Genomic DNA, 23,598 nt, shown 5'->3' on the forward strand with positions numbered 1-23,598 from the left:
ATGGCCTTCGCCAGCACGACGCCGGGAATTCACATCGCCCGCGCGAACATGCGAAAGCCCGGCGCACTGATGATCGCCTCGAAGGCAGGATCGCGCTTCTCCTCGGCAAGGACAAAGCCGGCCTTGGCATAAGCGCGCTCGGCGGGCTCGTTGCCGATCAGGAACGATATTGTCGCCCGGGCAAATCCAGCCGCCCGCCCCTTCTCCAGCGCATGCGCGATCAGCGACTGCACGAGACCGCGACCACGATAGGCGGGATCAGTCGCGACATACTCGATCATCCAATCGCCCTCACCGCCCTGAACCCAGCAGGCGCGCGTGTAGCCGCCACGTTGGCGGATGGCGGCAAGCTCAGGCGGGGCGAGCCCGGTCGCGGCAGCGATCTCTTCGATGGCACGCCAAGCTGCTGGTCCCGTGCCGGCCGCCGGTAGCGCACACAAGGCAGCCGCAGGCTTGTCATCGATCTCGGCGACCAGAAATTCCGAGACGTGCCACATCGACACCGCGCGCGCGACCACGATGCGCGCGACGAACTCGCGGCACTGCGCCTCCGGCAAACCGAGCGCAACGTCGAACCAGCCGCGCGGCCGGTAGCCGCGTTGCGATGACAGGATGGTTTGCGCGATGAAATCGGCGTCTTCGGGACGCGCAGACCGTATCGTCATGCGCGCCCCCTTCGCGAAAACCTTACGTGTTCTTCAGTGCGACGCGGAATTCGGCTTCGGTCTTGGCCTTGACCTCGTCGAGCGAAACGCCGTCGGCGAGCTCGATCAGCGCCATGCCGCCGTTGCCGTGCTTGTCGATGGTGAAGACGGCCAGGTCGGTCACGACCATGTCGACCACGCGCTCGCCGGTCAGCGGCAAATTGCACTGCTTCAGGAGCTTTGGACCGTCCTTGGCCGAATGCTCCATCACAACGACCACGCGCTTGACGCCGGCGACGAGATCCATCGCGCCGCCCATGCCCTTGACCATCTTGCCGGGGATCATCCAGTTGGCGAGATCGCCGTTCTGGGCCACCTGCATCGCACCGAGGATCGACAGATCCATGTGGCCGCCACGGATCATACCGAAGGAATCCGCGCTCGAGAAATACGAGGTCGACGGCAGCTCGCTCACGGTCTGCTTGCCGGCGTTGATGAGATCGGCGTCCTCTTCACCCTCATAGGGGAACGGGCCCATGCCGAGCATGCCGTTCTCGCTCTGGAGGCTGACGTCCATGCCGTCCGGGATGTAGTTCGAGACCAGCGTCGGGATGCCGATGCCGAGGTTGACGTAGTAGCCGTCACGCAATTCCTTCGCGGCGCGCGCAGCCATCTGTTCACGGGTCCAGGCCATGTGGTTCTCCTGATACGCTTAAGCGGCGGTGCGCGGGCGGGTGTTGCGGAATTCGATGCGCTTCTTGGCCGTTCCGACCTCGACGATGCGCTTGACGAAAAGACCGGGCGTGTGGATGTGGTCGGGATCGAGTTCGCCGGCCGGAACCAAATGCTCGACCTCGGCCACAGTGACTTTAGCGGCGGTCGCCATCATTGGGTTAAAGTTGCGCGCGGTCTTGCGGTAGATGAGGTTACCTGCGGTGTCGCCCTTCCAGGCGTGCACGATGGCGAGGTCGGCGAACAGGCCGCGCTCCATCAGGTATTTCTGCCCGTCGAATTCCTTCACTTCCTTGCCTTCGGCGATCAGCGTGCCGACGCCGGTCTTGGTGTAGAAGGCCGGAATGCCGGCGCCGCCCGCGCGAATGCGCTCGGCCAGCGTGCCCTGCGGATTGAATTCGAGTTCCAGCTCGCCGGCGAGGAATTGCTGGGCAAACAGCTTGTTCTCGCCGACATAGGACGAGATCATCTTCTTGATCTGGCGGGTTTCGAGCAGGCGGCTGAGGCCAATGCCGTCGACGCCGGCATTGTTCGAAACCACCGTCAGGTCCTTGACGCCGGAGTCGCGGATCGCGTCCGACAGCGTCTCGGCGATGCCGCAGAGGCCGAAGCCGCCCGACATGATCATCATGCCGTCTTTCAGAACGCCCTCGAGAGCCGACTTGGCGTCGGGATAGACCTTGTTCATGCAAATAACCTTCGAGTGAACCTTCGGCTTGCAGGCGTCGCGCCTTATTGGCGGCGATTATTAGGCGAAATCGTCCGAAGCCGTCAATGATACGGGGTTCTCCGCTCCGCCGCTGGGTGATAGAAGCTGCCCAAGCCGTGGGCGCAACCGTTCCCGTGGCCTTGAAAGCGACAAGAAAACCCATCAAGTTGCGGCACTTAACACAATAGGTCTTGGGCGTGGGGGCGCGCAGGTTTCCCGGCCCGCCTTCTGGCTCCAGCGACCAACCCGATCAGGACATGCCATTGACCATGGCCCAAGGAATGAAGCGCCTCGGGACGCCGATCGCGGCGCTGCTCGGCGTGGCGCTGATCGCCCTGATCGCGACCTCATGGCTCATCAATCGCGACGCCCTGCGCAAGGCGGTGGAAACGCAGATCCGCGACGTCACCGGACTCGAGGTCAATGTCGCAGGCGCGATCGACATTTCGGTGCTGCCGGCAAGCTACATCTCCTTCCATGACGTCGGCCTGAAGGGCGGCGGTACCAGCGATCCCGCGCTCCATGTCGACGTGCTCACCGCGAACCTGCGGCTGCTGCCGCTGCTGCTGCAACGGTTCGAGATCGCCGACCTGACGCTGCTGCGGCCGCGCATCCATGTCAGCCTGAAGCCGGACGGCGAGAGCAACTGGACGCCGTTCATCCAGACCATCGCGCGCACCATGAAGCCCGGTGCCGAGAATCAGGTGTCGTTCTCCGAGATCCGGATCCAGGACGGCGTGCTCGATTACGAGGACGCTGCCACGCACGGCACCGAGAAGTTCGAGGACATCGACCTGTCGCTGGCCTGGCCCTCGATCTCGCGCTCCTTCGCCGCGACCGGACAGTTCGACTGGCGCGGCGAACGGGTCGACGGCTCGATCAGCTTTTCCGATTTCGTCGCCGCGCTCTCCGGCGAGCGCTCGGGGTTGAAGGCGCGGATCGCGAGCGCACCGCTCAAGCTCGCCTTCGACGGCAGCGTCGCCAACCGCACCAGCCCGATGATGGAGGGCACGCTCACCATCGACAGCCCGTCCTTGCGCAACGCGCTGCGCTGGACCGGCCAGCCGCAGCCCGCCAGCGGCGGCTTCGGCCGCTTCGCGCTGAAGGCGCGGGCCAATGTCGTCGGCGCCTCGATCGCGCTCACCAATGTCAATGTCGAGCTCGACGGCAACACCGCCGAGGGCGTGATGACCTACGCCAATAACGGCCGTCAGACGCTGCAGGCGACGCTTGCAGCCGACGCGCTCGACTTCACGCCCTATATCTCGACCTTCCGCCTGCTCGCGAGCGGCGCGCGCGACTGGAACAGGCAGCTGTTCGACCTCAACGCCCTCTCGACCACCGACCTCGACATGCGCCTGTCGGCCGCCAAGCTAACGGTCGGGGCGTCGAAACTCGGCCGCACCGCGATCGGCGCGAATCTGCGCAACGGCACGCTGGCGCTCTCGGTCGGCGAAGCCCAGGTCTATGGCGGCATCGCCAAGGGCTCGTTCGGCATCGCGCGCTCCGACACCGTCGCCGATATCAAGGCGCAGTTCCAGTTCACCGACGTCGACCTTCAGGCCTGCGCCTCCGAGCTGTTCGGTATCAACAAGCTGTCCGGGCGCGGCAACATCAACGTCTCGCTCCTCGCGTCCGGCTCGAGCCCGTTCGGCCTCGTGCAGTCGCTCGACGGCAGCGCCACCGTGACCGGGCATGACGGCGCGATCTCCGGCTTCAATGCCGAGCAGCTCCTGAAGCGGCTCGAGCGGCGGCCGCTGTCCGGCGGCGGCAATTTCCGCAACGGCTCCACCCCTTACGACAATCTCACTATCGCGGTGAAGTTCTCCGATGGCGTGGCCACCGCCGAGGACATCCGCGTCGAGGGACCGGCGGCGAAGATCACGATGACCGGCACCGCATCGGTGCCGACGCGCGAATACGACATGAAGGGCGTGGCCAGCCTCAACAGCGCGTCGGGGTTCGAATTGCCCTTCGTCGTGCAGGGCCCCTGGGACGATCCCCTGGTGTTCCCCGACCCGGAAAGCCTGATCCGCCGCTCGCCGGCCTCAGCGCCCCTGCTCGACATGCTGAAAGACCGCAAGCCGGGCGACGCGGTGCGCTCCGCGATCGAGCGTATCACCGGGACCGGAAAACGTCCCGCACCGGCCGAAGCGCCGACAGCGGAGAACGCCAAGGGCGCGAAGTCCAACTGAGGACGGCGATCAAGCGGCACCAGCCGATCGACGCAGAATTGATCAGGGCGAATTGATGCAGCGATTGGATCGATGCGCGCATTAAGCATCTCCTCTCGCCCGACACCCCACGACCTATGTCTGACAAGAAGCCGCTAGATCGTACCACGGCCATGCGCTAGTGTTTTATACGACCGGTTAAAAACACCGGCCGTTTGAGGGAGAAAAACGTGAAATCCAAGGTTATTGGCGCAGTATCACTGGCGGTCGCTGCGGCCGGGCTGTTTGCAGCCGCTGCACCCGCATTTGCGCAGCAGAAGACGATTACGGTCTGGTGGGGCAAGGGCTTCTACCGCTCCGAAGACGACGCGCTGCTCGATACGATCAAGAAGTTCGAAGCCAAGACCGGCATCAAGGTCGAATTGTCGCAGTACGCGATCCAGGACATGATTCCGAAGACGGTCGCCGCACTCGATTCAGGCACCGTGCCCGATGTTGCCTATTCCGACACCTACGACGTGCAGGTGCAGGGCAAGTGGGCCTACGAAGGCAGGCTCGAGGACCTCTCCGACATCATGGAGCCGATCAAGGATCGGTTCGTGCAGAACACGCTGGATGCGTCGATCCTCTATAACGACGTCACCAAGAAGAAGGCCTATTACGGCTTCCCGCTGAAGCAGCAGAGCATGCATGTCGAGATCTGGAACGACATGCTGGAGAAGGCCGGCTTCAAGCTCGCCGACATCCCGACCGACTGGGAAGGCTACTGGACGTTCTGGTGCGACAAGGTGCAACCGGGGATCCGCAAGGCGACGGGCCAGCGCGTCTACGGCGTCGGCCAGCCGATGGGCGTGGAATCCACCGACGCCTTCCAGTCGTTCTACACCTTCATGGATGCCTATCACGTCAAGCTGGTCGACGACGACGGCAAGCTCACGGTCGACGATCCCAAGGTCCGCGAGAACCTGATCAAGGCGATGAAGGACTACACCGACACCTACATCAAGGGCTGCACCCCGCCGTCCTCGACGACCTGGAAGGATCCCGACAACAACGTCGCGTTCCACAACAAGACCATCGTGATGACCCACAACTTCACGATCTCGATCGCGGCGAAGTGGTTCGAGGACTCCCAGAACCAGGCGCTCACGCCCGAGCAGCGCGAAGCCGGCAAGAAGGCCTATGGCGAGGACATTATCACCGCGTCCTTCCCGAAGGCTCCGGACGGTTCGACGATCCGCTACCGCTCGGACGTCAAGACCGGACTGGTCTTCTCCGTGGCCAAGAACAAGGCCGAGGCCAAGCAGTTCATCGCCTTCCTGCTCCAGGAAGAGAACGTCCGGCCCTATATCGAGGGTGCGCTCGGCCGCTGGTTCCCGGTGACGAAGGAAAGCCAGGAGAGCCCGTTCTGGCAGGCCGACCGGCATCGCAAGGCGGTCTACGCGCAGTTCAAGGGCGGCACCGCCCCGTTCGACTTCACCAAGAACTGGAAGTTCACCATCCTGAACAACGAGAACGTCTGGGCCAAGGCGATGAACCGCGTCGTCAGCGAGAAGGTGCCGGTGGACAAGGCGGTCGACGAGCTGATCGCTCGCATCAAGGCGGTCGCGGGCTGATCCCGGACTGCAATAAGGTATATGCTAATACCGGTCGCGGCTCTCCGCGACCGGTTGCTTTCGGTGGGTATGCGATATGGCGATCACACTTTCCGGCTCAGACACAATTCCGGCCCCTCCCCTGTCGGCGCGCCTGACCACGCAGCAGGTCTGGGGCATCTTGCTGCTTGTGCCCTATCTACTCGTCTTCCTGGCCTTCGTCGTCTATCCCGTCGGCTACGGCCTGTGGCTGGCGCGCAATCCGGCGAACTATGTCGCTCTGTACAACGACCCGATCTTCGCGCGCGCCGCGGTCAACACGCTGATCTTCCTGGTCATCGGCATCAACGTGAAGATGCTGATCGCGCTGTTCCTGTCCGGCTTCTTCGCGCAGCAGCGCCCCTGGATCAAATGGCTGTCGGTGATCTTCATCCTGCCTTGGGCGGTGCCGTCGATCCCGACCATCCTGTCGGTCCGCTTCATGCTCAATCCGGAATGGGGCATGGTCAACCATTTCATCTTCTCCCTCACCGGCGATGACGGCCCGAACTGGCTGAACGACCCGACGGTCGCGCTGACCATGGCGATCGCCGTGCATATCTGGAAGTCGCTGCCGTTCTGGACGCTGATCCTGCTGACCGGGCGGCTCGCGATCCCGCAGGATCTGTACGAGGCGTCCGAAGTCGACGGCGCCAGTCCGTGGCAGAAATTCCGCTTCATCACCTGGCCGTCGATGCAGATGCTCTACGTCACCTGCACGCTGCTCTCGATGATCTGGACGCTCGGCGACTTCAACAGCGTCTATCTGCTCACCGGCGGCGGGCCGGCCGACCTCACGCATGTGCTGTCGACGCTCGGCATCCGCTATCTCCGGCTCGACCAGCTCTCGCTTGCGATGGCCTCCATCGTCTGCGCGATACCGTTCGTGCTGCCGCTGATGTACTTCATGATGAAACGGTTGTCGCGATGAAGCTTCCCACCCTCCGCGAAGTTGGTACCGAAGCCAAGCTCCTGCTGATCGGCATCCCGGTCTTCATCTGGACCATGATTCCGATCTACCACATGTTCCTCTTCGCGATCTCGCCGAAGGAGGACGCGTTCTCGGGCAAGCTGTGGCCGGATCATCCGACGCTGCACAACTTCCACATCGTGTTCTACCAGGAGCACTATTTCCTGCGCGACTTCTGGATCCAGTTCTGGAACTCGACTGTGATCGCACTGGCCGCCGGCGCGCTGACCTTGTTCATCGCGACCGCCGCCGCATTCTCGATCTCGCGGCTTAAGGTGCCGGGCGGCCGCTGGGTGATGAATCTCGCGCTGTTCACCTACTTCATCCCGGCGGCGTTCCTCGCCGTGCCGATGTACCGCACCATGGGCACTTACGGCCTGCTCAACAATCACTGGTCGCTGATCCTGGCCATGGTGACGATCGCCTCGCCTTATGCGATCTGGGTGCTGAAGCAGGCGTCCGACAAGCTGCCGGTCGAGCTCGACGAGGCCGCCGTGATGGACGGCGCGACCACGCTGCAGCTGTTCCGCTTGGTCTATGTGCCGCTGATGATGCCCTCGCTGGTCGCGATCGGCACCTATGCCGTGCTGCTGGCCTGGAACGAATACCTCTACGCGTTCCTGCTCTTGTCCAAGGACACCGACATCACACTGCCGGTCGCGCTCGGCAACTTCCTCGCCGCCGACGACTCGCCGTGGGAGCTGTTGATGACCACCGGCTTCATCTACGCGCTGCCGCCGGCCGCGGTCTATTACGCCTTCAAGCGCTACATGGTGGGCGGGCTCACGGCAGGTGCGGTGAAGTCCTAAACATCGGCCGCGCTCTTGCGGCGATACGCGATCAGAAGCGCGATCGTCGAGCCGATGAAATAGCCCGCGGTCGCGCCCGAAATCGCGCGGCCGGCGATGAAGGCCAGCGCGCGATCGCCGGCATTGATCGCCGTGATCACGCCAACTGTGTACTGCAGAGAGAACACGACGAGATTGCGGACCAGCGCAAACGCGCTGCCGGGACGAATGATCTCCCCGGTCGTGTGATCGACATCGAACGGACGCGGCGTCAGCACGCCGAGCGGCAGCAGCACCAGTGCCGCCGCGATCCAGGCGACCAGTGGCCACGTGCCGTCCTGATGTCCAGAGCCGATCCGTGAGACGCCCCAGACGATGAACACGACCGGCACGATCAGCGCACGCCAGATCGGCGTCCTGCGCGGCTGCATCGCCTTGATGCCCTGCCAGACCAGATAGGCGAACAACGCGAAGACCCAGAGCGGCGTGTGGACGAGCACCTGGTAGGTGAATGTCACGATGCCTCCCGTCTAAAGCGGCGCCGCGCTCTCGCCCTGCGAGCTCGACAGTTTCGAGGCGAGCGAGGCGATCACGATGACGGCCGCGATCAAGGCGATCACCAGCGTGCAGATCGCGTTGATCTCGGGCTTCACGCCCAGCCGCACCTCCGAATAGATCCGGATCGGCAGCGTCGCCGAGCCCGGGCCGGTGGTGAAGCTCGCGATCACGAGATCGTCCAGCGACAGCGTGAAGGCGAGCATCCAGCCCGCGACGATCGCGGGCGCGATCAGCGGCAGCGTCACGGCCACGAACGCGCGCACCGGATCGCAGCCGAGGTCCATCGCGGCCTCTTCCAAGGAGCGGTCGAGCGAGCCGAGGCGGGACTGCACGACGACGGCGACGAAGCACATCGTCAGCGTGGTATGGGCGATCGTGACCGTCCAGAAGCCGCGCTCGGCGTTCAGCGCCACGAACAGCAGCAGCAGCGACAACCCGGTAATCACCTCCGGCATCACCAGCGGCGCATAGAGCATGCCGGAGAACAGGGTGCGGCCGCGGAACCGCTCGCCTCGCGACAGCGCCACGGCGGCGAGCGTGCCGATCAGGGTCGCAATGGTCGCCGACGAGACCGCGACGCGCAGGCTCATCCAGGCCGCCTCGATCATGGCACGGTCATTGAAGAACTCGTGATACCAGCGCAGCGACCAGCCGCCCCACACCGTCACCAGGCGCGAGGCGTTGAAGGAATAGACGACGAGGATCAGGATCGGCAGGTAGAGGAAGGCCAGACCCAGCGCGAGCGAGGCGACGTTGAAGCGGGACAGGCGGGAGACCTTGCGCATCGCCTCACCGCCCCTGTTCCAGCTGCCGCTTCTGCAGCCGTTCATATAGCAGCAGCGGGACCAGCAGCACCACCAACAGCACGATGGCCGCGGCGGAGGCGACCGGCCAGTCCTTGTTGGTGAAGAACTCGAGCCACAGCGTCTGGCCGATCATCAGCGCATTGGAGCCGGCCAGGAGATCCGGAATGACGAACTCGCCGACGATGGGGATGAAGCACAGCAGCACGCCGGCGCCGACGCCGGGCAGCGACAGCGGGAAGGTGACGAGCCAGAACACCTGCCAGCGCGGCGCACCGAGATCCGAGGCCGCCTCCTCCAGCACCGGCTCCATTTTGGCCAGCGTGGCGTAGAGCGGCAGGATCATGAACGGCAGGTAGGAATAGACGATGCCGATATACATCGCGCTGTCGGTGGAGAGCCACACCACCGGCTGGCTGACCAGATGCAGCGCCAGCAGGATCTGGTTGAGCAGGCCGTCGTGCTGGAGGATGTTGATCCAGGCATAGATCCGGATCAGGAACGAGGTCCAGAACGGCACGATCACGAGCACCATCGCCACGGCTTGCCAGCGCGTCGGCAGCCGCGCCATGCCGTAGGCGATGGGATAACCGATCAGGAGCAACAGCGCGGTCGCGGTGACAGCGACGATGAGGCTACGCACATAGGCGAACACGTAGATATCGTCGGAGACGAGCAGCCTGAAATTGTCGATCGACAACGCGGCAAAGGCGATCTTCAGCGTCCCCCATCCCGCCATCAGGTCGAACACCGGCTCGTAAGGCGGCTGCGCGATCGCCGTCTGCGACAGGCTGATCTTCAGCACGAAGCCGAACGGCACCAGGAAGAACAGCACCATCCAGACATAGGGCGCGATCGCGGCAAGGCGAGCCGGTCGCGCGAAGATGCGGCGCGCGCTCATGACGGCAGCACCACGCAGTCGTCGGGCGTGAACCAGGCGACGACAGGCTGGTTCAGGCTGTAGGCGTCGACGTCGAGGCGCGCGCTGTTGGCGACCGAAGCCTGCACCATCCCGCCGGCGTCGAGCTTCACCTTGTAGGTGGTGGTGCCGCCGAGATAGCAGATGTCGGCAATCACGCCGTCGAGCTGGTTGATCGCCGTTTCATGACCGGCTTCCCTCACCGGACCACGGCGCGAGAGCTTGACCTTTTCGGGGCGGATCGCAACCGATAATCTGACCTCGCCGAACGGCTCGCGCGGCTCCGCCACCACCAGCGGTCCCGCATCGCGCGTGCCTATCACCAGGCGATGACCGTCGCGCAATTTGGACTCGGCGTCGAACAAATTGACGTCGCCGACAAACTCCGCGATCCAGCGCGAGCGTGGCGCCTCGTAGAGTTCGCGCGAGCTAGCAACCTGCGCGAGCTTGCCGTCTCTCATCACGCCGATCCGGCTCGCCATCGTCATCGCCTCTTCCTGATCGTGGGTGACGATGATGAAGGTCATGCCGAGCCGGCGCTGAAGCTCCATCAGCTCGCCTTGGGTACTCTCGCGCAGCTTCTTGTCCAGCGCTGCGAGCGGCTCATCGAGCAGAAGGAGCTGCGGCCGCCGCGCCAGTGCACGCGCCAACGCCACACGTTGGCGCTGCCCCCCGGAGAGCTGGTCGGGCTTGCGCTTCTCGAGCCCGTCGAGCTTCACCAGCGCGACCATCTCCGCCACACGCGTGGCAATGTCGGCGCGCGCCATGCCGGCGCGCTTCAGGCCGAAGGCGATGTTGTCGCGCACCGACAGGTGCGGAAACAGCGCGTAGTTCTGGAACATCATGTTGATCGGCCGCTCATGCGGCAGCGCCTGCGCGATGTCCTTGCCGCCGAGCAGGATGCGTCCTTGATCCGGCGCTTCGAAACCGGCGAGCATGCGCAGAAGCGTGGTCTTGCCGCAGCCGCTGGGGCCGAGCAGCGCAAAGAACTCGCCGGTCTTGATGTCGAGCGACACGCCGTCGACGGCCCGGAACGTCCCGAAGGTCTTGGCGACGCCCTCGATGCGCAGCAGCGGCTCGCTGGCCGCGAACTGCGTCTCTCCGACCGGATCCGCAGCGGCGTCTGTTCTGGCCAACTCGTCAGTCATGGTCCCTGCCAACCTCAATCCCGCCGCACGCTAGCGGCCGATCGTCCCTCACTCAACCGGTTAGAGGCGGTTCGTTCACATCGGATTCGCCATGAACGCAGCCAGCGCATCGCATCCCTCCGCCGACATTGTCAGGCCGAGCTTGGAGCGGCGCCACAGGATGTCCTCGGGAAAACGCGCCCATTCGTGGGTCATGAGATAGCGCACCTCGGCGCCCGTCAACTCGGGACCGAAGGCCGGGCCGAGATCGTCGCGGGTCTTTGCCTCACCGAGCACAGCCGGCAGCCGCGAGCCATAGGCCGCGACGAAGCGTTGGGCCTGCGTCTCCGAGAGAAAGCGCCAGCGGTCACGCGCAAGATCGACCTCGGTGTCGAAACGGTCCCACGCGAAATCTCCGCCCGGCAGCGCCGCGCCTGCGGTCCAGGGCGGCGACATCGGATAGAACGGCGTCAACTTCGTCACCGCGCGCTCCGCCCGCAGGCGCGATGTGGTGACGTCACCGCCGAACATCGTGATCAGCGGCGCCTTGCGCCGCCGCGCGTGGAACAGCGTGGTGCCGTCACGCCGGCGCGCGGACGCAAGCGTCAGGTTGACGCCGGAGACCGCCCGCACCACGTCGGTCGGGGCGACGCGCTCGCGGAAATAGCGACTGGCCGCCTCACAGAGATAGCCGACGTCGGCCCCCCGCATCGCGACGATCGCGGGATCGCCGGTGAAATCGTGCGTGATTGTGCCGATCAGCGTAAAGTCGCGATCGAGGGGACTCGCGAAGATCAGCCGGCCATCGCTGTTCTGGAAGACGTAGACGTTATCGGAATCGAACAGCCGCGGGACGATGATCTGGCTCATCTGCATCGCCGCCATGGCGGGTTGCGGCTGCCGCAGCACGGTCTCGGCGACCATCGACGTCCAGCCGCCGGTGGCGTTGGCGAGTGCCCGGGCCGTGATCGTGCGACGATGGCCGCGGTCGACCACCGCGAGCCGCCATGTGTCGGTTCGATCGGCACGCACACAGCGCGCTCCAGTCCGAATCACGGCGCCACGCTCGGCCGCATCCAGTGCCGTGAGCACCACCACTCGGGAATCGTCGACGACGCAATCCGAATATTCGAAGGCCGTGCCGAATGGTCGTTTCAGCGCGTTGCCGACCGGATGATGCGTGATGTCGAGGGTCGCCGTTGCTGGCAGGCCGCTCCGGCTGGTGAGGCTGTCGTAGAGGAGCAGGCCGAGTCGCAGCAGCCATGGCGGGCGCTCGTCGGAATGCGCCGGGATCACGAAGCGCATCGGCCGAACCAGATGCGGCGCGATCCGGAGCCAGGTCCGGCGCTCGGCGAGCGCCCGGCGCACCCGTCGGAAGCCGCGCCGTTCCAGGACCGAGAGATCGCCGTGGATCAGCCGCGGTGTTGCCGAGGACGCCGCGCCGCCCAGATCGCCCTGCTCCAACAGGATGACCCGCAGGCCGCGGCCGGCGGCATCGCGCGCGAGGCTGACACCGTTCAGGCCGCCCCCGATGATCGCAAGGTCGTAATCCGCCATGAAGCCGTCGAATGGAAGCGAACGAAGCGCCTACCATCACTAACCGGTCTTGAGCGCAAGCTCCATGACTTCGGCGCGACCGACGAGGCCGGCATATTTCCCGATCGGCAGGGGCTTGCCGAGCAGATAGCCCTGCACGCCGTCGCAGCCTTCCGCGGCGAGGAAGGCAAGTTGTTCCAACGTCTCGACGCCCTCGGCGACGATCGACATTTCCAGGCCATGGCCGAGATCGATCACCGCGCGCACGATCGCCGCCGATTGCGGGTTGCGGCCGAGATTGATGATGAAGGCGCGGTCGATCTTGATCTTGTCGAACGGGAACGCCTGGAGATAGCTCAGCGAGGAATAACCGCTGCCGAAATCGTCCATGGAGATGCGCACGCCGAGCGCCTTGAGCCGGCGCAGCAGCGCAAGACCGCGATCGAAGTCCTCGATCAGCACGCCCTCGGTGATCTCAAGCTCTAACCGGCCGGGTGCGAGACCCGTCTCGAGCAGAATGGAATGGACGAGCCCGACCACGTCGCCGTGCATGAACTGCGCCGGCGACAGGTTGACCGCGACCTGAAGCGGCGTCGGCCAGGAGGCGGCCTCGCGGCAGGCCTCGCGCAGGATCCACTCGCCCATCTCGACGATCAGGCCGCTTTCCTCCGCGATCGGAATGAATTCGGCCGGGGAAACCTGGCCGCGCACCGGGTGCTGCCAGCGCGCCAGCGCCTCGAAACCGATGATATCGCTCTCGGCGACGCTGTGGCCCGCAGTCCCCTGCGGCTGGAAGGCGAGCGAGAGCTCGCCATTCTTGATCGCCATCGAGAGGTCCTGGTGCAGCACGCGGCGATCGCGGATCTGCTGGTCCATCTCCGGCTGGAACAGGCTGATCGTGCCGCGCGATTTCTGCTTGGCGCGGAACAGCGCCGCGCCGGCATTGGCGAGCAGCGAGGCGGCGTCGGCGCCGTTGTGCGGGAAGATCGACATGCCGGTGGTGACGCCGGCGCGGACCGGGCGGCCGTCGATCTGGAATTCCTTGGCGACGGCATCACCGATCTGCTGCGCCAGCGCGAGGCCCGCCTCCGGCTGCTTGCCGTCGATGATCAGGCCGAACTCATCGCCGGACAGGCGCGCCACCACGCCGCCGCGCGCGGAATCCTGGAGCCGCTGGGCCACCTCGACCAGGAGCTTGTCGCCGTGCGCATGGCCGAAGACGTCATTGACCTCCTTGAGGCCGTCGAGATCGACGCACAGAACCGCGAACTCCTCGCCGGTGCCCTCGCAGGCCTCGATCATCTGGGTCAACGCCTGCAGGAAAGCGGCACGGTTCGGCAAATCGGTGAGGCCGTCGTGGTAGGCCATGTGCGCCATGCGCGACTCGGTCTGCCGGCGATCGGTGACGTCCTCGTGGGTCTTGATCAGATATTGCGGCTCGCCGGTGTCGCCCAGCACGGTGGCGCGGCGGGTGAGGAACAGCCGCAGCCCGTCCTTGGTGGAGATCGGGTGCTCTTCGGTGATCATCCCACGCTTCTTGATCGCGGCTTCGTCGCGCGCGATGATCAGCTTGGCTTCCTTGGGATTGAAGATGTCGGACGCGGTCAGGCCCGTGGCTTCCTCGCGCCTGCGGTTGAGGATCGTCTCCGCGCTGCGGTTGGCGAGCAGGTAGCGGCCGTCCTTGACCTGCTCGACGATCAGGGCCACCGGGATGTTGTCGACCACGAGCTCCAGGAACTTCTTCGTGCTCTCCAGCTCCTTCGACAGCGAGCGGCGATCGGTGATGTCCTCGAACACGAGCATCAGGAATTCGGGCTTGTTGCTCTCGTTGCGGACCACGATCCGGATCGAGGCAACCATGCGCCGCTCACCGGCGCGGTCGACCTCGAATTCGTTGCGAAACTGGCCGTCCGGCGAATCGAGTGCCGCCCGGTCGGTCGCCTCGATGCTGTCCGCCGAGATGGGCGCAAACAGCTCGCGGGCGTTCTTGCCGACGGCATGATCGCGTGAGAAACCCCAGAAGCGCTCATAGGCGCTATTGGCGAAAATGTAGCGACCATCCTCGATGTTCTTCGCCGCCACGCAGGCCGGTACGTGGTCCAGCAATGTTTCCAGGAACTGCTTGGTGGAGGCGAGCTGCCGGGACAGCCTGCGCTGCTCGCTGACGTCCAGATGGGTCGCCACCGAGCCGCCGTTGGGCAGCACGAAATACTTCACCAGGATGGCCCGCCCGTCCGGCAGTTCGGTTATCAGGCCGTTCGGGCTTGCCGCCTTCTCATAGAACTCGTCGTCGGAAGCGCCGCCGAGCACGCCACGCTGGCGCCGCAGCTCAAGGATGTCGTGGCCGGTCATTCCGGCCCAGATGTCCGACCGCATCAAGCCGTAGATATCGAGATAGCGGTCGTTGCAGAAGATGATGCGCCGCTGCGCATCCGTCATCACCACGCCCTGGTTGAGGTTGTTCATGGCGGAGGAGACAAAGGCATTGCGCCGCAGCTGCAAACGCCTAGTCCGGCGCAGTGAGGAATGGATCCATAGCGCGATCGCGGCGAAGAACGAACAGATCACAATTCCCGCGATCAGGGCTTCCCAGATCACGTTGGGATCGAGGTGGCCGAGGTAGCTCGGAGGGCTGAAGCTGTCGGAGAGGGCAAAGGCGCGCGCAGGCGCGACCGCTGCGGCCAGGCACACGACGGCCTGCATCGCAATCGGAAGCGCGCTGCCCGCGTGCCAGTTCTTCTCAGCCATCAGCCACCCGCGATTTCAACGTCGGATTGTCTGGCCTGGCGGGTTTGGATCGGGTAAACGCCTGTACGAGCAACGGAAAAATGTGGCATCAAATACGGCAATTGCCCTGACATGATAAATGCTTCCTTAACGGAAAACGCCCCCGCGCCGCCGTTTCCAGGCGTGAGGCCTTCGTCGCTTCGAGCGGACGTCCTGCACAACCATGGATAGGGTGGACTGCGTCGTCATCGGAGCCGGCGTGATCGGGCTCGCGGTGGCTCGAAAGCTGGCGCAAGCCGGGCGCGAGGTGATCGTGCTCGAGCAAGCCGAGGCCATCGGCACCATCACCTCCTCGCGCAACAGCGAGGTGATCCATGCCGGCATCTACTACCGCGCCGGAAGCTGGATGGCGCGCATGTGCGTCGACGGCAAGCACGCGCTCTATCGTTACTGTTCCGAGCGCGGCATCCCGCACAGGAATTGCGGCAAGCTGATCGTCGCGACCAATCCGAAAGAGACCGAGAAGCTGCAATCGATCAAGGCGCATGCCGAGGCCAACGGCGTGCTCGACATGCAGTTGCTCACGGGCGATGCGGCACGTGGGCTGGAGCCGGCGCTCGCCTGCGACGCCGCGCTGCTGTCGCCGTCGACCGGCATCATCGACAGCCACGCCTACATGCTCTCGCTGCGCGGCGAAGCCGAGGACGCGGGCGCGGCCTTCGCGTTCCACACCCCGCTGATCCGTGCCAAGGCGACCGCCGGCGTCATCGAGATCGAGGCGGGCGGCGAAGCGCCGATGACGCTGCAATGCAGCCTCCTCGTCAACGCCGCCGGGCTCTCGGCGACCACCGTGGCGCGCAACATCGAGGGCATGCCGCTGGAACGGATCCCGACGGCCTACCTCGCCAAGGGAAACTACTTCAGCTGCAATGCCAGGGCACCGTTCTCGCGCCTGATCTATCCGGTGCCCGAGCCCGGTGGGCTAGGGGTGCATCTGACGCTGGACATGGCAGGACAGGCGCGTTTCGGCCCCGACGTCGAGTGGATCGAGACGATCGACTATGAGGTCGACCCGTCACGCGCCGAGCGCTTCTACCCGGCGATCCGCAGATACTGGCCGACGTTGCCTGACGGCGCGCTCATGCCGAGCTATTCGGGCATCCGCCCGAAGATCGTGCCGCCGGCGGTGGCCACGCAGGATTTCTTGATGCAGGGCCCGCGCGATCACGGCGTCGAAGGCCTGATCAATCTGTTCGGCATCGAGTCGCCCGGATTGACGTCATCGCTCGCGATCGCGGATCACGTTGCCGAGCTCGCAAACATCTAGTGGTTTAAAGCGAAGGGGATTCCGGTTGCGCGTAAAGAAGCGCGTCCAGACAAGAAGCTAGAGCGGCGAAATCCTTGCACGCTGCGCGCCTTGCAGCAGGGATGAGCGCAAAGGCTCCCATCCCTGCCTGAAAGGGTGCGATCAACTCTACGCTGTTACGGGGTTACTAGTGGAGCGTGTCGCCGTGCCTGAGACGCTCGATCTGGTCCTTGACCATCAACTTCCGGCGCTTCAACTCAACAATTTGCAGGTCGTCTGTTGAAAGGTGCACGAGAGCTTCGTGCAATTCGTTTTCGAGAGTTTTGTGCTTCCGTTCCAATTCAACCAGATGTGCCTGAATTGTCATTCGAAACCTCCTCGGTAGGGGTGAACCTTGGATTCGACCGGACGACGAAGTGTACATCACCGATTCGTTCTGTCGATGGGTATCCGTCGTCGCACTGTCATTTTTGAAAATTCATATGTAACGAAGCGTGAGTAAGGGAACCACGCGGGAAAAATCCGTGATATCAATGCGCTTGCGCAACGTCGAAGCGACCGCAGAAATATCCCGCGGGAGATCGACGCGGGACAGCCCGAGATCGCTTGCGATCACGGCGCGCAAGGACGATAGTTTCCACAGGGCATCCACAGCCTTAATCTCACGCCTATCGGTTTTTCGGCCACCGCAGACATGACCAATGAAGATGCGCGCGAACTCGAATCCGAGCTCGCCCGGTTGCACCAGGAACACCGAGATCTTGATGCGGCGATCGATGCACTGCATCAATCGCCCGCCCCCGACCTGTTGCGGTTACAGCGGTTGAAGAAACGCAAGCTGTTGTTGCGTGACCGTATCGCGTTCATCGAAGACCAGATCACGCCCGATATCATCGCCTGATCCACAGGAGGACAGCTCACGGCGACCCGCCGCATGTGAATCCGCTTGACTCAAAAGGAACAAAATAAGAACATTTAGACACCAACGCCCCCCGGAAAACCGTCCAAGGAAAACGCAGATGTCGGCAGCCGCCCTTCTCGACAACGGCCATTATGAACAAGCCTGTGATCAGGCGATCGCGATGTGCGACGGCAATCTGCGCAGCACCATCAAGGCGCTGATCATGGCCAATGAATATCTGGAGGCCGAGCTGGAGGAATTGCAGGCGGCGGTTTCCGCAGGCTGCATTCCGGAGACCTCGCGCAGCAAGAGTAGCGCCGCCTGACTGTCAGCTATCGGAGCCGACCATGTCCGATGTCACCTATTACGTTGCATTACCTTTCCTGACCGACGAGGACGGCTCGCCGGTCGCAGGTGCGGCCGAGGAATGCCAGAGCGCGGCGGCCGCGCTACGGCGCGCCGAGATCATGTCGCGCGGCGCCGGCCACACCGGCGCGGTCGCGTTCAGCCGCAGCGGCGATCCCATGACCGGCGAATTCGGCGACGCCAAACTGCTCCGCAGCTTCGGCAACGTACCGAAAGACCTCGGCACACTTTAACTAGCTGCTGACGAGCCTGATGTGCGGCTCGTGCCGCCGGTGCGCCTTGCGCACATACATGGCGGCATCGGCCTCCTCCAGGGCCCGCGTGGAGTCGGACTGCACTCCAAGCAGGGCGACGCCGGCGGAAGCGCCCGCGCTCACGTGCTGGCCGCGAAAGACAAAGGACAATTCGTCGACGGCCTGCTCGAAAGCCGCGGCCTTCGCCTTGGCGTCGGTCTCGCTGAGATTCCAGAGCAGCAGCGCGAACTCGTCGCCGCCGAGGCGGCCCACCACGTCCGAGGCGCGGATCTGCCGCGTCAGCGTGGCGGCAATCGCCTTCAGCACCTCGTCGCCGGCCGCATGGCCGAAGGAATCGTTGATCGGCTTCAGCCGATCGACGTCGAGGACGATCAGCGCGCCGCTGGCGCGGTAGCGCTTCATGTAGGCGACGGCGCGAGCGAGCTCACGTTCGAAGCCGCGCCGGTTCGGAATTTCCAGCAGGAAGTCGGTGTCGGCGGCTGCCTCGAGCTCCGCGACCCGCCGCAGCGCCCCCTTGAGCTTGCTCCGGAGGTCGCGGATGGTCGCGTTGACGGCCGGCTTCATGGCCCCTTTGGCGCCGCCAGCGGCCGACGCTCCACGCCGCGCCGGAAGCTTGGCCGGGCCCTTGGCCCGACTCTTGGCCAGACGCTTGGGAGCAACTTTGGAGCGACCGGCGCTGGTTTTCGGGCCCTTTTTGGCCTTCGCAGCGCTCGCCCTTTTTGGTTTCTTCATGGGCATCCTGCTCAATGAAGGCTTGCGGGGATTCACCAAGACAGGATAGTGCATTCCCTTCTCCTTGCCACCGCCTTGCGAGCAACCGGCCGGAACCGCTAATCTGGCCTATCTTCCTGTTTTTCGAGCACAATTGACGTCATGACCGCGCCAATCGCCATCATCATGGGAAGCCAGTCGGACTGGGACACGATGCGGCATACCGCCGACACGCTTGCAGCGCTCGGCGTTGTCGCCGACACTCGCATCGTTTCGGCACACCGCACCCCCGATCGGCTGTTTGCGTTCGCCAAGGGCGCCAAGGGGGCCGGTTACAAGGTCATCATCGCCGGCGCGGGCGGCGCTGCGCACCTGCCCGGCATGGCGGCAGCGCTGACGGAACTGCCCGTGTTCGGCGTCCCAGTCGAATCCAGGACGCTGAAGGGCATCGATTCGCTCTATTCGATCGTCCAGATGCCCGCAGGCATCCCGGTCGGCACCCTCGCCATCGGCAAGGCCGGCGCCATCAATGCGGCGCTGTTGGCGGCCGCCGTGCTGGCCTTATCCGACCCGGCCTTGTCCGATCGCCTCGCCGCCTGGCGCAAGGCGCAGACCGAGGCCGTGGCCGAGCGCCCGGAGGACAAGGCGTGACTGACGCAAAGCAGGTGAAGCTGAAGCCCGGCGACACCATTGGCATCCTCGGCGGCGGACAATTAGGGCGGATGCTGGCTATGGCGGCGGCACGGCTCGGCCTGCGCTGCCAGGTGTTCTCGCCCGATCCGGATTCACCGGCCTTCGACGTCGTCTTGAATGCGACCTGCGCTGAATATGCCGATGTCGAAGCACTCGAGCTGTTCGCCAACGACGTCGATGTCATCACCTACGAATTCGAGAACGTGCCGTCCGCGGCCGCGATGGTGCTGGATGCGCGCCGTCCCGTGCTGCCCAACCGCAAGATCCTTGAGACCACCCAGGACCGGCTCGCCGAGAAGGATTTCGTGACGCGGCTGGGCATCGGCACCGCAGCCTATGCCGACGTCACCTCGGTCCCGTCGTTGCGCGAGGCTATCGCCAGAATCGGCCTTCCGGCGGTGCTGAAGACCCGCCGCTTCGGCTATGACGGCAAGGGCCAGGCCATCATCCGCGAGGGCGACGACGTCGCGAAAGTGTGGACCAGTCTCGCCACCAAATCGGCCATCCTGGAAGCCTTCGTGCCGTACGAACGTGAGATTTCCGTGATCGCCGCCCGCTCCGCGACAGGCCAGGTCGAGTGTTTCGACGTCACCGAAAACGAGCACCGCGACCACATCCTGAAGATCTCCCGAGCGCCCGCCCGGATCCCGGACGTGCTCGCCGAGGAAGCGCGCAGCATTGCCGGCAAGATCGCGGGCGCGCTCGATTATGTCGGCGTGCTTGCCGTCGAGATGTTCGTGCTCGCCAACGGCACCGGACCCAAGGTGCTGGTCAACGAGATCGCTCCGCGCGTGCACAATTCCGGACACTGGACGCTCGACGGCGCATCCGTCTCGCAGTTCGAGCAGCACATCCGCGCCATTGCCGGCTGGCCCCTCGGCAAGCCCGTGCGCCACGGCGAGGTCGTCACCATGACCAATCTGATCGGCGACGAGATCAACGAATATGACAAGTGGCTGAGCGTGCCGGGCGCGACCGTGCACATCTACGGCAAGGGCGCGCCGCGCCCCGGCCGCAAGATGGGGCATGTCACCGAAGTGCGACCCACGACCGGCGATTGACGGGACCGCGGCGCATGCCGCGATCCCGCTTTGCGATTACGCCGTCTTTGCGCCAGCGACGACGCCGGTGGGTTCGTCGCTGAGCCAGCGATAGATCACCCCGCCAAGCGCGCCGCCGATCAGTGGCGCGACCCAGAACAGCCAGAGCTGCGACAGCGCCCAGCCGCCGACGAACAGCGCCGGTCCCGTGCTGCGCGCCGGGTTCACCGAGGTGTTGGTGACGGGGATGCTGACGAGATGGATCATCACCAGCGCGAGCCCGATCGCCAGCGGCGCAAAGCCCGCGGGCGCGCGGCCGTGGGTGGCGCCCATGATGATGAACAGGAACATCATGGTCATCACCACCTCGGTGAGGAAGCACACGATCATGCTGTACTGGCCGGGAGAATGGGCGTCGTAGCCGTTGGACGCGAATCCTTTGCTGACGTCGAAGCCGGGAGCTCCGCTTGCAATGACGTAGAGAAGCCACGCGGCCACGATCGCGCCGGCGACCTGCGCGATCACATAAGGCAGGATCTGTCCGGCCGGAAAACGTCCGCCGGCGGCAAGACCGACGGTGACGGCCGGATTGAGATGGCAGCCTGAGATGTGGCCGATCGCGTAGGCCATGGTGACCACGCTCAGCCCGAATGCGAGGGAGACACCGACCAGGCCGATGCCGACCTGCGGAAAGCCGGCTGCGATCACAGCACTTCCGCAACCTGCGAATGTGAGCCAAAAGGTGCCGATAGCCTCGGCCGCGTATTTCTTCATATCCATGTGTCGTCCCCTGCTTTCAAAGATACCGGAACAAAGCTCCGGAAACGGCCCCACCCTTGGCGTCAAATCTCCCAAATCAGGGCCGCGCAGAGGTATTTTGCCTCATTTAATGGCTGAACTTGGCCCGAAAACCCGCTTGGCCGGTGGACATCCCAAGTTTTGTCTGATACATCCGCGCCCTCAAGGTTAAGGGCGTGTGCGTTTCGCCATCCCCTTTGACTTACCAGAATTCAAATCCGATCCACTGAAGAGGATGCCGCGTGCAGGTTCTCGTTCGCGATAACAATGTCGATCAAGCCCTCAAGGCGCTCAAGAAGAAGATGCAGCGCGAGGGTATTTTCCGCGAGATGAAGCTCCGCGGTCACTACGAAAAGCCCTCCGAGAAGAAGGCCCGCGAAAAGGCCGAAGCCGTGCGTCGCGCACGCAAGCTGGCCCGCAAGAAGCTGCAGCGCGAAGGCCTGCTGCCGATGAAGCCGAAGCCGGTGTTCGGCGCCGGCCCCGGCGGTGATCGTGGCGGTCGCGGTGGCCCTGGTGCCGGTGCAAGTGCTGGTCCGCGCGGACCGCGCTGATTTACCAAACTTGAGAGACTTCAGTTTTCGATAACGCGGGCCCTTGGCCCGCGTTATTGTTTTGTGAACGGTGCCTTCCTGGGATGGGGCACTACCGATGCGGCACCAGCTCGAGCGAACCGTAGATGGCCTCCCCTTTCCCCAAGCCGCGCTTGGCGCGGTTACGCCACATCTTGCTACAGCCGTTTGCGCTGGCCTTGATGGGGATTTCGCTGTGCGGCTGCTCCTTCGACCTGGGATCGCTGACGCCGGAGAAGGAGAAGCCGCAGGAGGCACCCAGGGCAGCTGCGACCGCCGAAAACGTGGTCAGCGCCGGCAATGTCAGTGAGGCCCAGGCCCATACGGCAAAGGCCCAGGCCCTGGCAAAGTCCGGCGAGACGGCGGCCGCGCTCGATGAGTTCAATCACGCGGTCGGACTCGATCCCTACAATGCGCAGGCGCTCTATGGCCGCGCCCTGATCTACCAGGGCAAGAACCAGCACGATTTCGCGATCGCCGATTTCAGCGCCGCGAGCGGCCTAAACCCGCAGAAGGTCGAGCCGCTGCTCGGCCGCGCCATCAGCTATCTCGCCCTCGGCAAGGTCAAGGAGGCAGCGGCCGACCTGGATGAGGCTTCCGAGGCCGATCCCCACAATGCCCAGGTCTGGACCATACGCGGGCAAGCCTATGAACGGCTGGGCGACAGGACCAAGGCGGCAGCGTCCTACACCAAGGCAGTCTCGCTTCGTCCACGCGACGACGTCGCCCGCAGCGGCCTCGCCCGCGTCGGCGGTTGACGATTCTGGCGCAGCGCAGGCGCCGCCTTAATCCGGGGTGACGCTCTTCGGCAGAACGGAATGGAACATGGACTTGACGCCCGACAGCATGTCGTCGGCGACATTGGTCTTCGGCCGCGGCATGGACGCTCCGGCATCGGCGCGCAGATCGAGCGGGGGCGCGATCATCGGGACCGGAATATCAGCCGGGGGCGTCAGCCGATTCGGATTCTCGTTGCCGACCGAGGCCGTATAGGGCGGGCCCGCCTGCGACGAGCCGCCATTGCCATAGGCCTCGGCTGCTGGTGTCGAGACCGTGATCGGCGGCGGCAACGGACGCACCGATGACGTATCCACGGGAATGACACGCGGGGCCTCCGGGGTGCGGGCGGCTTCACGCACCGCAGGCTCCTGAATCTTCTCGGGCGACTTGGTCTCGGAAGACTTGGTCTCGGAAGGCTTGGTCTCGGAAGACTTGTTGTCGGAAGCCTTTGTGTCGGAAGCTTTGGCCTCAGCCGCTTTGCTCTCAGGCGACTTGCGCAGGCGCTCGATCGCGGCGCGCACGAGATCGTTGGCGTCGGGGGTTGCGGCCGGCGCGGCAGCAGCCGGCGCCGAATTGGCCTCCACCACCGGGGTGGCGGGAGCGGGTGCACTGACGGCCGGGGTGGACTTGGCAACCGCCTTCTCGCGCGCGGACGGCTTGCCCCGCGGCGCGGCCTCGGGCGGTACCACGTCCGCCGTCGACTTCTCAGTGGTCTTGGGCTCAGCACCCGGCTGATCGGCAGTCTTCTCGGCCGCCGGCTTGTCCGTCACCTTCTTCTCGGAAATGCCCTTGGCCTTGACGCCGGGCGCGGGCAAGTTTGCCAGATCGGCGGGCTTGCCGTTCTTGCCAGCCTCGGCGG

General features: G+C 64.6%; 25 protein-coding genes. 12 read left to right on the forward strand and 13 right to left on the reverse strand.

Annotated features, from left to right (window positions below; translation table 11 throughout):
• Nucleotides 1–29 precede the first annotated feature (29 nt).
• The 3 genes from IVB47_RS24370 to IVB47_RS24380 are packed head-to-tail and all read right to left on the reverse strand — an operon-like array spanning nt 30 to nt 2,064.
• Nucleotides 30–665, reverse strand: a complete 636-nt coding sequence (locus IVB47_RS24370; protein ID WP_247465036.1) for a GNAT family N-acetyltransferase — start codon at nt 663–665, stop codon at nt 30–32.
• 22 nt (nt 666–687) lie between these two features.
• Complete coding sequence (locus IVB47_RS24375) at nt 688–1,338, reverse strand: CoA transferase subunit B (protein WP_027570379.1); 651 nt, start codon at nt 1,336–1,338, stop codon at nt 688–690.
• Between the two features lie 18 nt (nt 1,339–1,356).
• Nucleotides 1,357–2,064: a CoA transferase subunit A gene (locus tag IVB47_RS24380; protein WP_007596238.1), complete on the reverse strand. Its 708-nt coding sequence runs from the start codon at nt 2,062–2,064 to the stop codon at nt 1,357–1,359.
• Between the two features lie 290 nt (nt 2,065–2,354).
• Here IVB47_RS24380 and IVB47_RS24385 point away from each other — a divergent pair, with 290 nt between their 5' ends.
• The 4 genes from IVB47_RS24385 to IVB47_RS24400 all read left to right on the forward strand — a co-directional run bounded on the left by IVB47_RS24385 (nt 2,355) and on the right by IVB47_RS24400 (nt 7,672).
• Nucleotides 2,355–4,280, forward strand: a complete 1,926-nt coding sequence (locus IVB47_RS24385) for an AsmA family protein (protein ID WP_247288292.1) — start codon at nt 2,355–2,357, stop codon at nt 4,278–4,280.
• 209 nt (nt 4,281–4,489) lie between these two features.
• A complete protein-coding gene (locus IVB47_RS24390; RefSeq protein WP_027570377.1) occupies nt 4,490–5,875 on the forward strand; it encodes an ABC transporter substrate-binding protein in 1,386 nt (461 codons plus the stop codon).
• A gap of 76 nt (nt 5,876–5,951) precedes the next feature.
• The gene (locus IVB47_RS24395) at nt 5,952–6,824 is read left to right on the forward strand and encodes a sugar ABC transporter permease (protein ID WP_211394722.1); all 873 of its coding nucleotides are present in this window, start codon (nt 5,952–5,954) and stop codon (nt 6,822–6,824) included.
• On the forward strand, nt 6,821–7,672 hold the full coding sequence (locus tag IVB47_RS24400) for a carbohydrate ABC transporter permease (protein WP_027570375.1): 852 nt from the start codon (nt 6,821–6,823) through the stop codon (nt 7,670–7,672). Before IVB47_RS24395 ends, IVB47_RS24400 begins: the two co-directional genes overlap by 4 nt.
• Here IVB47_RS24400 and IVB47_RS24405 read toward each other — a convergent pair.
• From IVB47_RS24405 to IVB47_RS24430, 6 genes are all read right to left on the reverse strand, one after another.
• Nucleotides 7,669–8,169 carry a DUF6622 family protein gene (locus tag IVB47_RS24405; RefSeq protein WP_247431668.1) on the reverse strand — a complete coding sequence of 167 codons (501 nt, stop codon included), beginning with the start codon at nt 8,167–8,169 and terminating at the stop codon, nt 7,669–7,671. The genes IVB47_RS24400 and IVB47_RS24405 overlap by 4 nt on opposite strands.
• A gap of 12 nt (nt 8,170–8,181) precedes the next feature.
• Nucleotides 8,182–8,994 carry an ABC transporter permease subunit gene (locus IVB47_RS24410; RefSeq protein ID WP_247465039.1) on the reverse strand — a complete coding sequence of 271 codons (813 nt, stop codon included), beginning with the start codon at nt 8,992–8,994 and terminating at the stop codon, nt 8,182–8,184.
• A gap of 4 nt (nt 8,995–8,998) precedes the next feature.
• On the reverse strand, nt 8,999–9,913 hold the full coding sequence (locus IVB47_RS24415; protein WP_247465044.1) for an ABC transporter permease: 915 nt from the start codon (nt 9,911–9,913) through the stop codon (nt 8,999–9,001).
• The gene (locus tag IVB47_RS24420; RefSeq protein ID WP_247431677.1) at nt 9,910–11,079 is read right to left on the reverse strand and encodes an ABC transporter ATP-binding protein; all 1,170 of its coding nucleotides are present in this window, start codon (nt 11,077–11,079) and stop codon (nt 9,910–9,912) included. The genes IVB47_RS24415 and IVB47_RS24420 overlap by 4 nt, the downstream gene beginning before the upstream one ends.
• Nucleotides 11,080–11,154: 75 nt before the next feature.
• Entirely contained in the window at nt 11,155–12,615 is a 1,461-nt protein-coding gene (locus tag IVB47_RS24425; RefSeq protein ID WP_247465046.1) for a glycerol-3-phosphate dehydrogenase, read from the reverse strand.
• A 39-nt stretch (nt 12,616–12,654) separates the two neighbouring features.
• Nucleotides 12,655–15,342, reverse strand: coding sequence for an EAL domain-containing protein (locus tag IVB47_RS24430; RefSeq protein WP_247465048.1), 2,688 nt, complete (start codon nt 15,340–15,342; stop codon nt 12,655–12,657).
• 202 nt (nt 15,343–15,544) lie between these two features.
• Between IVB47_RS24430 and IVB47_RS24435 the strand changes: the two genes are divergently transcribed.
• Nucleotides 15,545–16,648 carry an NAD(P)/FAD-dependent oxidoreductase gene (locus IVB47_RS24435; protein WP_247465051.1) on the forward strand — a complete coding sequence of 368 codons (1,104 nt, stop codon included), beginning with the start codon at nt 15,545–15,547 and terminating at the stop codon, nt 16,646–16,648.
• 166 nt (nt 16,649–16,814) lie between these two features.
• Here the strand turns inward: IVB47_RS24435 and IVB47_RS24440 are convergent, their stop codons facing one another.
• Nucleotides 16,815–16,994 carry a DUF465 domain-containing protein gene (locus IVB47_RS24440; protein WP_007596254.1) on the reverse strand — a complete coding sequence of 60 codons (180 nt, stop codon included), beginning with the start codon at nt 16,992–16,994 and terminating at the stop codon, nt 16,815–16,817.
• A 327-nt stretch (nt 16,995–17,321) separates the two neighbouring features.
• Here IVB47_RS24440 and IVB47_RS24445 point away from each other — a divergent pair, with 327 nt between their 5' ends.
• The 3 genes from IVB47_RS24445 to IVB47_RS24455 all read left to right on the forward strand — a co-directional run bounded on the left by IVB47_RS24445 (nt 17,322) and on the right by IVB47_RS24455 (nt 18,127).
• Entirely contained in the window at nt 17,322–17,528 is a 207-nt protein-coding gene (locus tag IVB47_RS24445; protein WP_027519980.1) for a DUF465 domain-containing protein, read from the forward strand.
• 118 nt (nt 17,529–17,646) lie between these two features.
• Nucleotides 17,647–17,853 (forward strand): hypothetical protein, encoded by a 207-nt coding sequence (locus IVB47_RS24450; protein ID WP_027519981.1) that lies wholly within the window; start codon nt 17,647–17,649, stop codon nt 17,851–17,853.
• A 22-nt stretch (nt 17,854–17,875) separates the two neighbouring features.
• Nucleotides 17,876–18,127, forward strand: coding sequence for a hypothetical protein (locus IVB47_RS24455; RefSeq protein ID WP_247358278.1), 252 nt, complete (start codon nt 17,876–17,878; stop codon nt 18,125–18,127).
• On the opposite strand, the gene IVB47_RS24460 is transcribed toward IVB47_RS24455, so the two are convergent.
• Nucleotides 18,128–18,880 carry a GGDEF domain-containing protein gene (locus IVB47_RS24460; protein ID WP_247465053.1) on the reverse strand — a complete coding sequence of 251 codons (753 nt, stop codon included), beginning with the start codon at nt 18,878–18,880 and terminating at the stop codon, nt 18,128–18,130. It lies immediately after the preceding gene.
• A gap of 141 nt (nt 18,881–19,021) precedes the next feature.
• Between IVB47_RS24460 and purE the strand changes: the two genes are divergently transcribed.
• Together purE and IVB47_RS24470 are read left to right on the forward strand one after the other, a co-directional pair.
• Nucleotides 19,022–19,510, forward strand: a complete 489-nt coding sequence (gene purE / locus IVB47_RS24465) for a 5-(carboxyamino)imidazole ribonucleotide mutase (protein ID WP_247358276.1) — start codon at nt 19,022–19,024, stop codon at nt 19,508–19,510.
• Nucleotides 19,507–20,613, forward strand: coding sequence for a 5-(carboxyamino)imidazole ribonucleotide synthase (locus tag IVB47_RS24470; protein WP_027570364.1), 1,107 nt, complete (start codon nt 19,507–19,509; stop codon nt 20,611–20,613). The genes purE and IVB47_RS24470 overlap by 4 nt, the downstream gene beginning before the upstream one ends.
• A 36-nt stretch (nt 20,614–20,649) precedes the next feature.
• On the opposite strand, the gene aqpZ is transcribed toward IVB47_RS24470, so the two are convergent.
• Nucleotides 20,650–21,372, reverse strand: coding sequence for an aquaporin Z (gene aqpZ / locus IVB47_RS24475; RefSeq protein ID WP_247401078.1), 723 nt, complete (start codon nt 21,370–21,372; stop codon nt 20,650–20,652).
• Between the two features lie 260 nt (nt 21,373–21,632).
• Here aqpZ and rpsU point away from each other — a divergent pair, with 260 nt between their 5' ends.
• Nucleotides 21,633–21,941, forward strand: coding sequence for a 30S ribosomal protein S21 (rpsU, locus tag IVB47_RS24480; protein ID WP_007596265.1), 309 nt, complete (start codon nt 21,633–21,635; stop codon nt 21,939–21,941).
• Nucleotides 21,942–22,066: 125 nt separating this feature from the next.
• Nucleotides 22,067–22,717 carry a tetratricopeptide repeat protein gene (locus IVB47_RS24485; RefSeq protein ID WP_247465056.1) on the forward strand — a complete coding sequence of 217 codons (651 nt, stop codon included), beginning with the start codon at nt 22,067–22,069 and terminating at the stop codon, nt 22,715–22,717.
• Between the two features lie 27 nt (nt 22,718–22,744).
• On the opposite strand, the gene IVB47_RS24490 is transcribed toward IVB47_RS24485, so the two are convergent.
• Nucleotides 22,745–23,598 (reverse strand): hypothetical protein (locus tag IVB47_RS24490; RefSeq protein ID WP_247465057.1); only part of this gene is annotated, 854 nt, incomplete at its 5' end.

Origin of the sequence: Bradyrhizobium sp. 62, from assembly GCF_023073035.1 — a bacterium.
GTDB lineage: Bacteria > Pseudomonadota > Alphaproteobacteria > Rhizobiales > Xanthobacteraceae > Bradyrhizobium.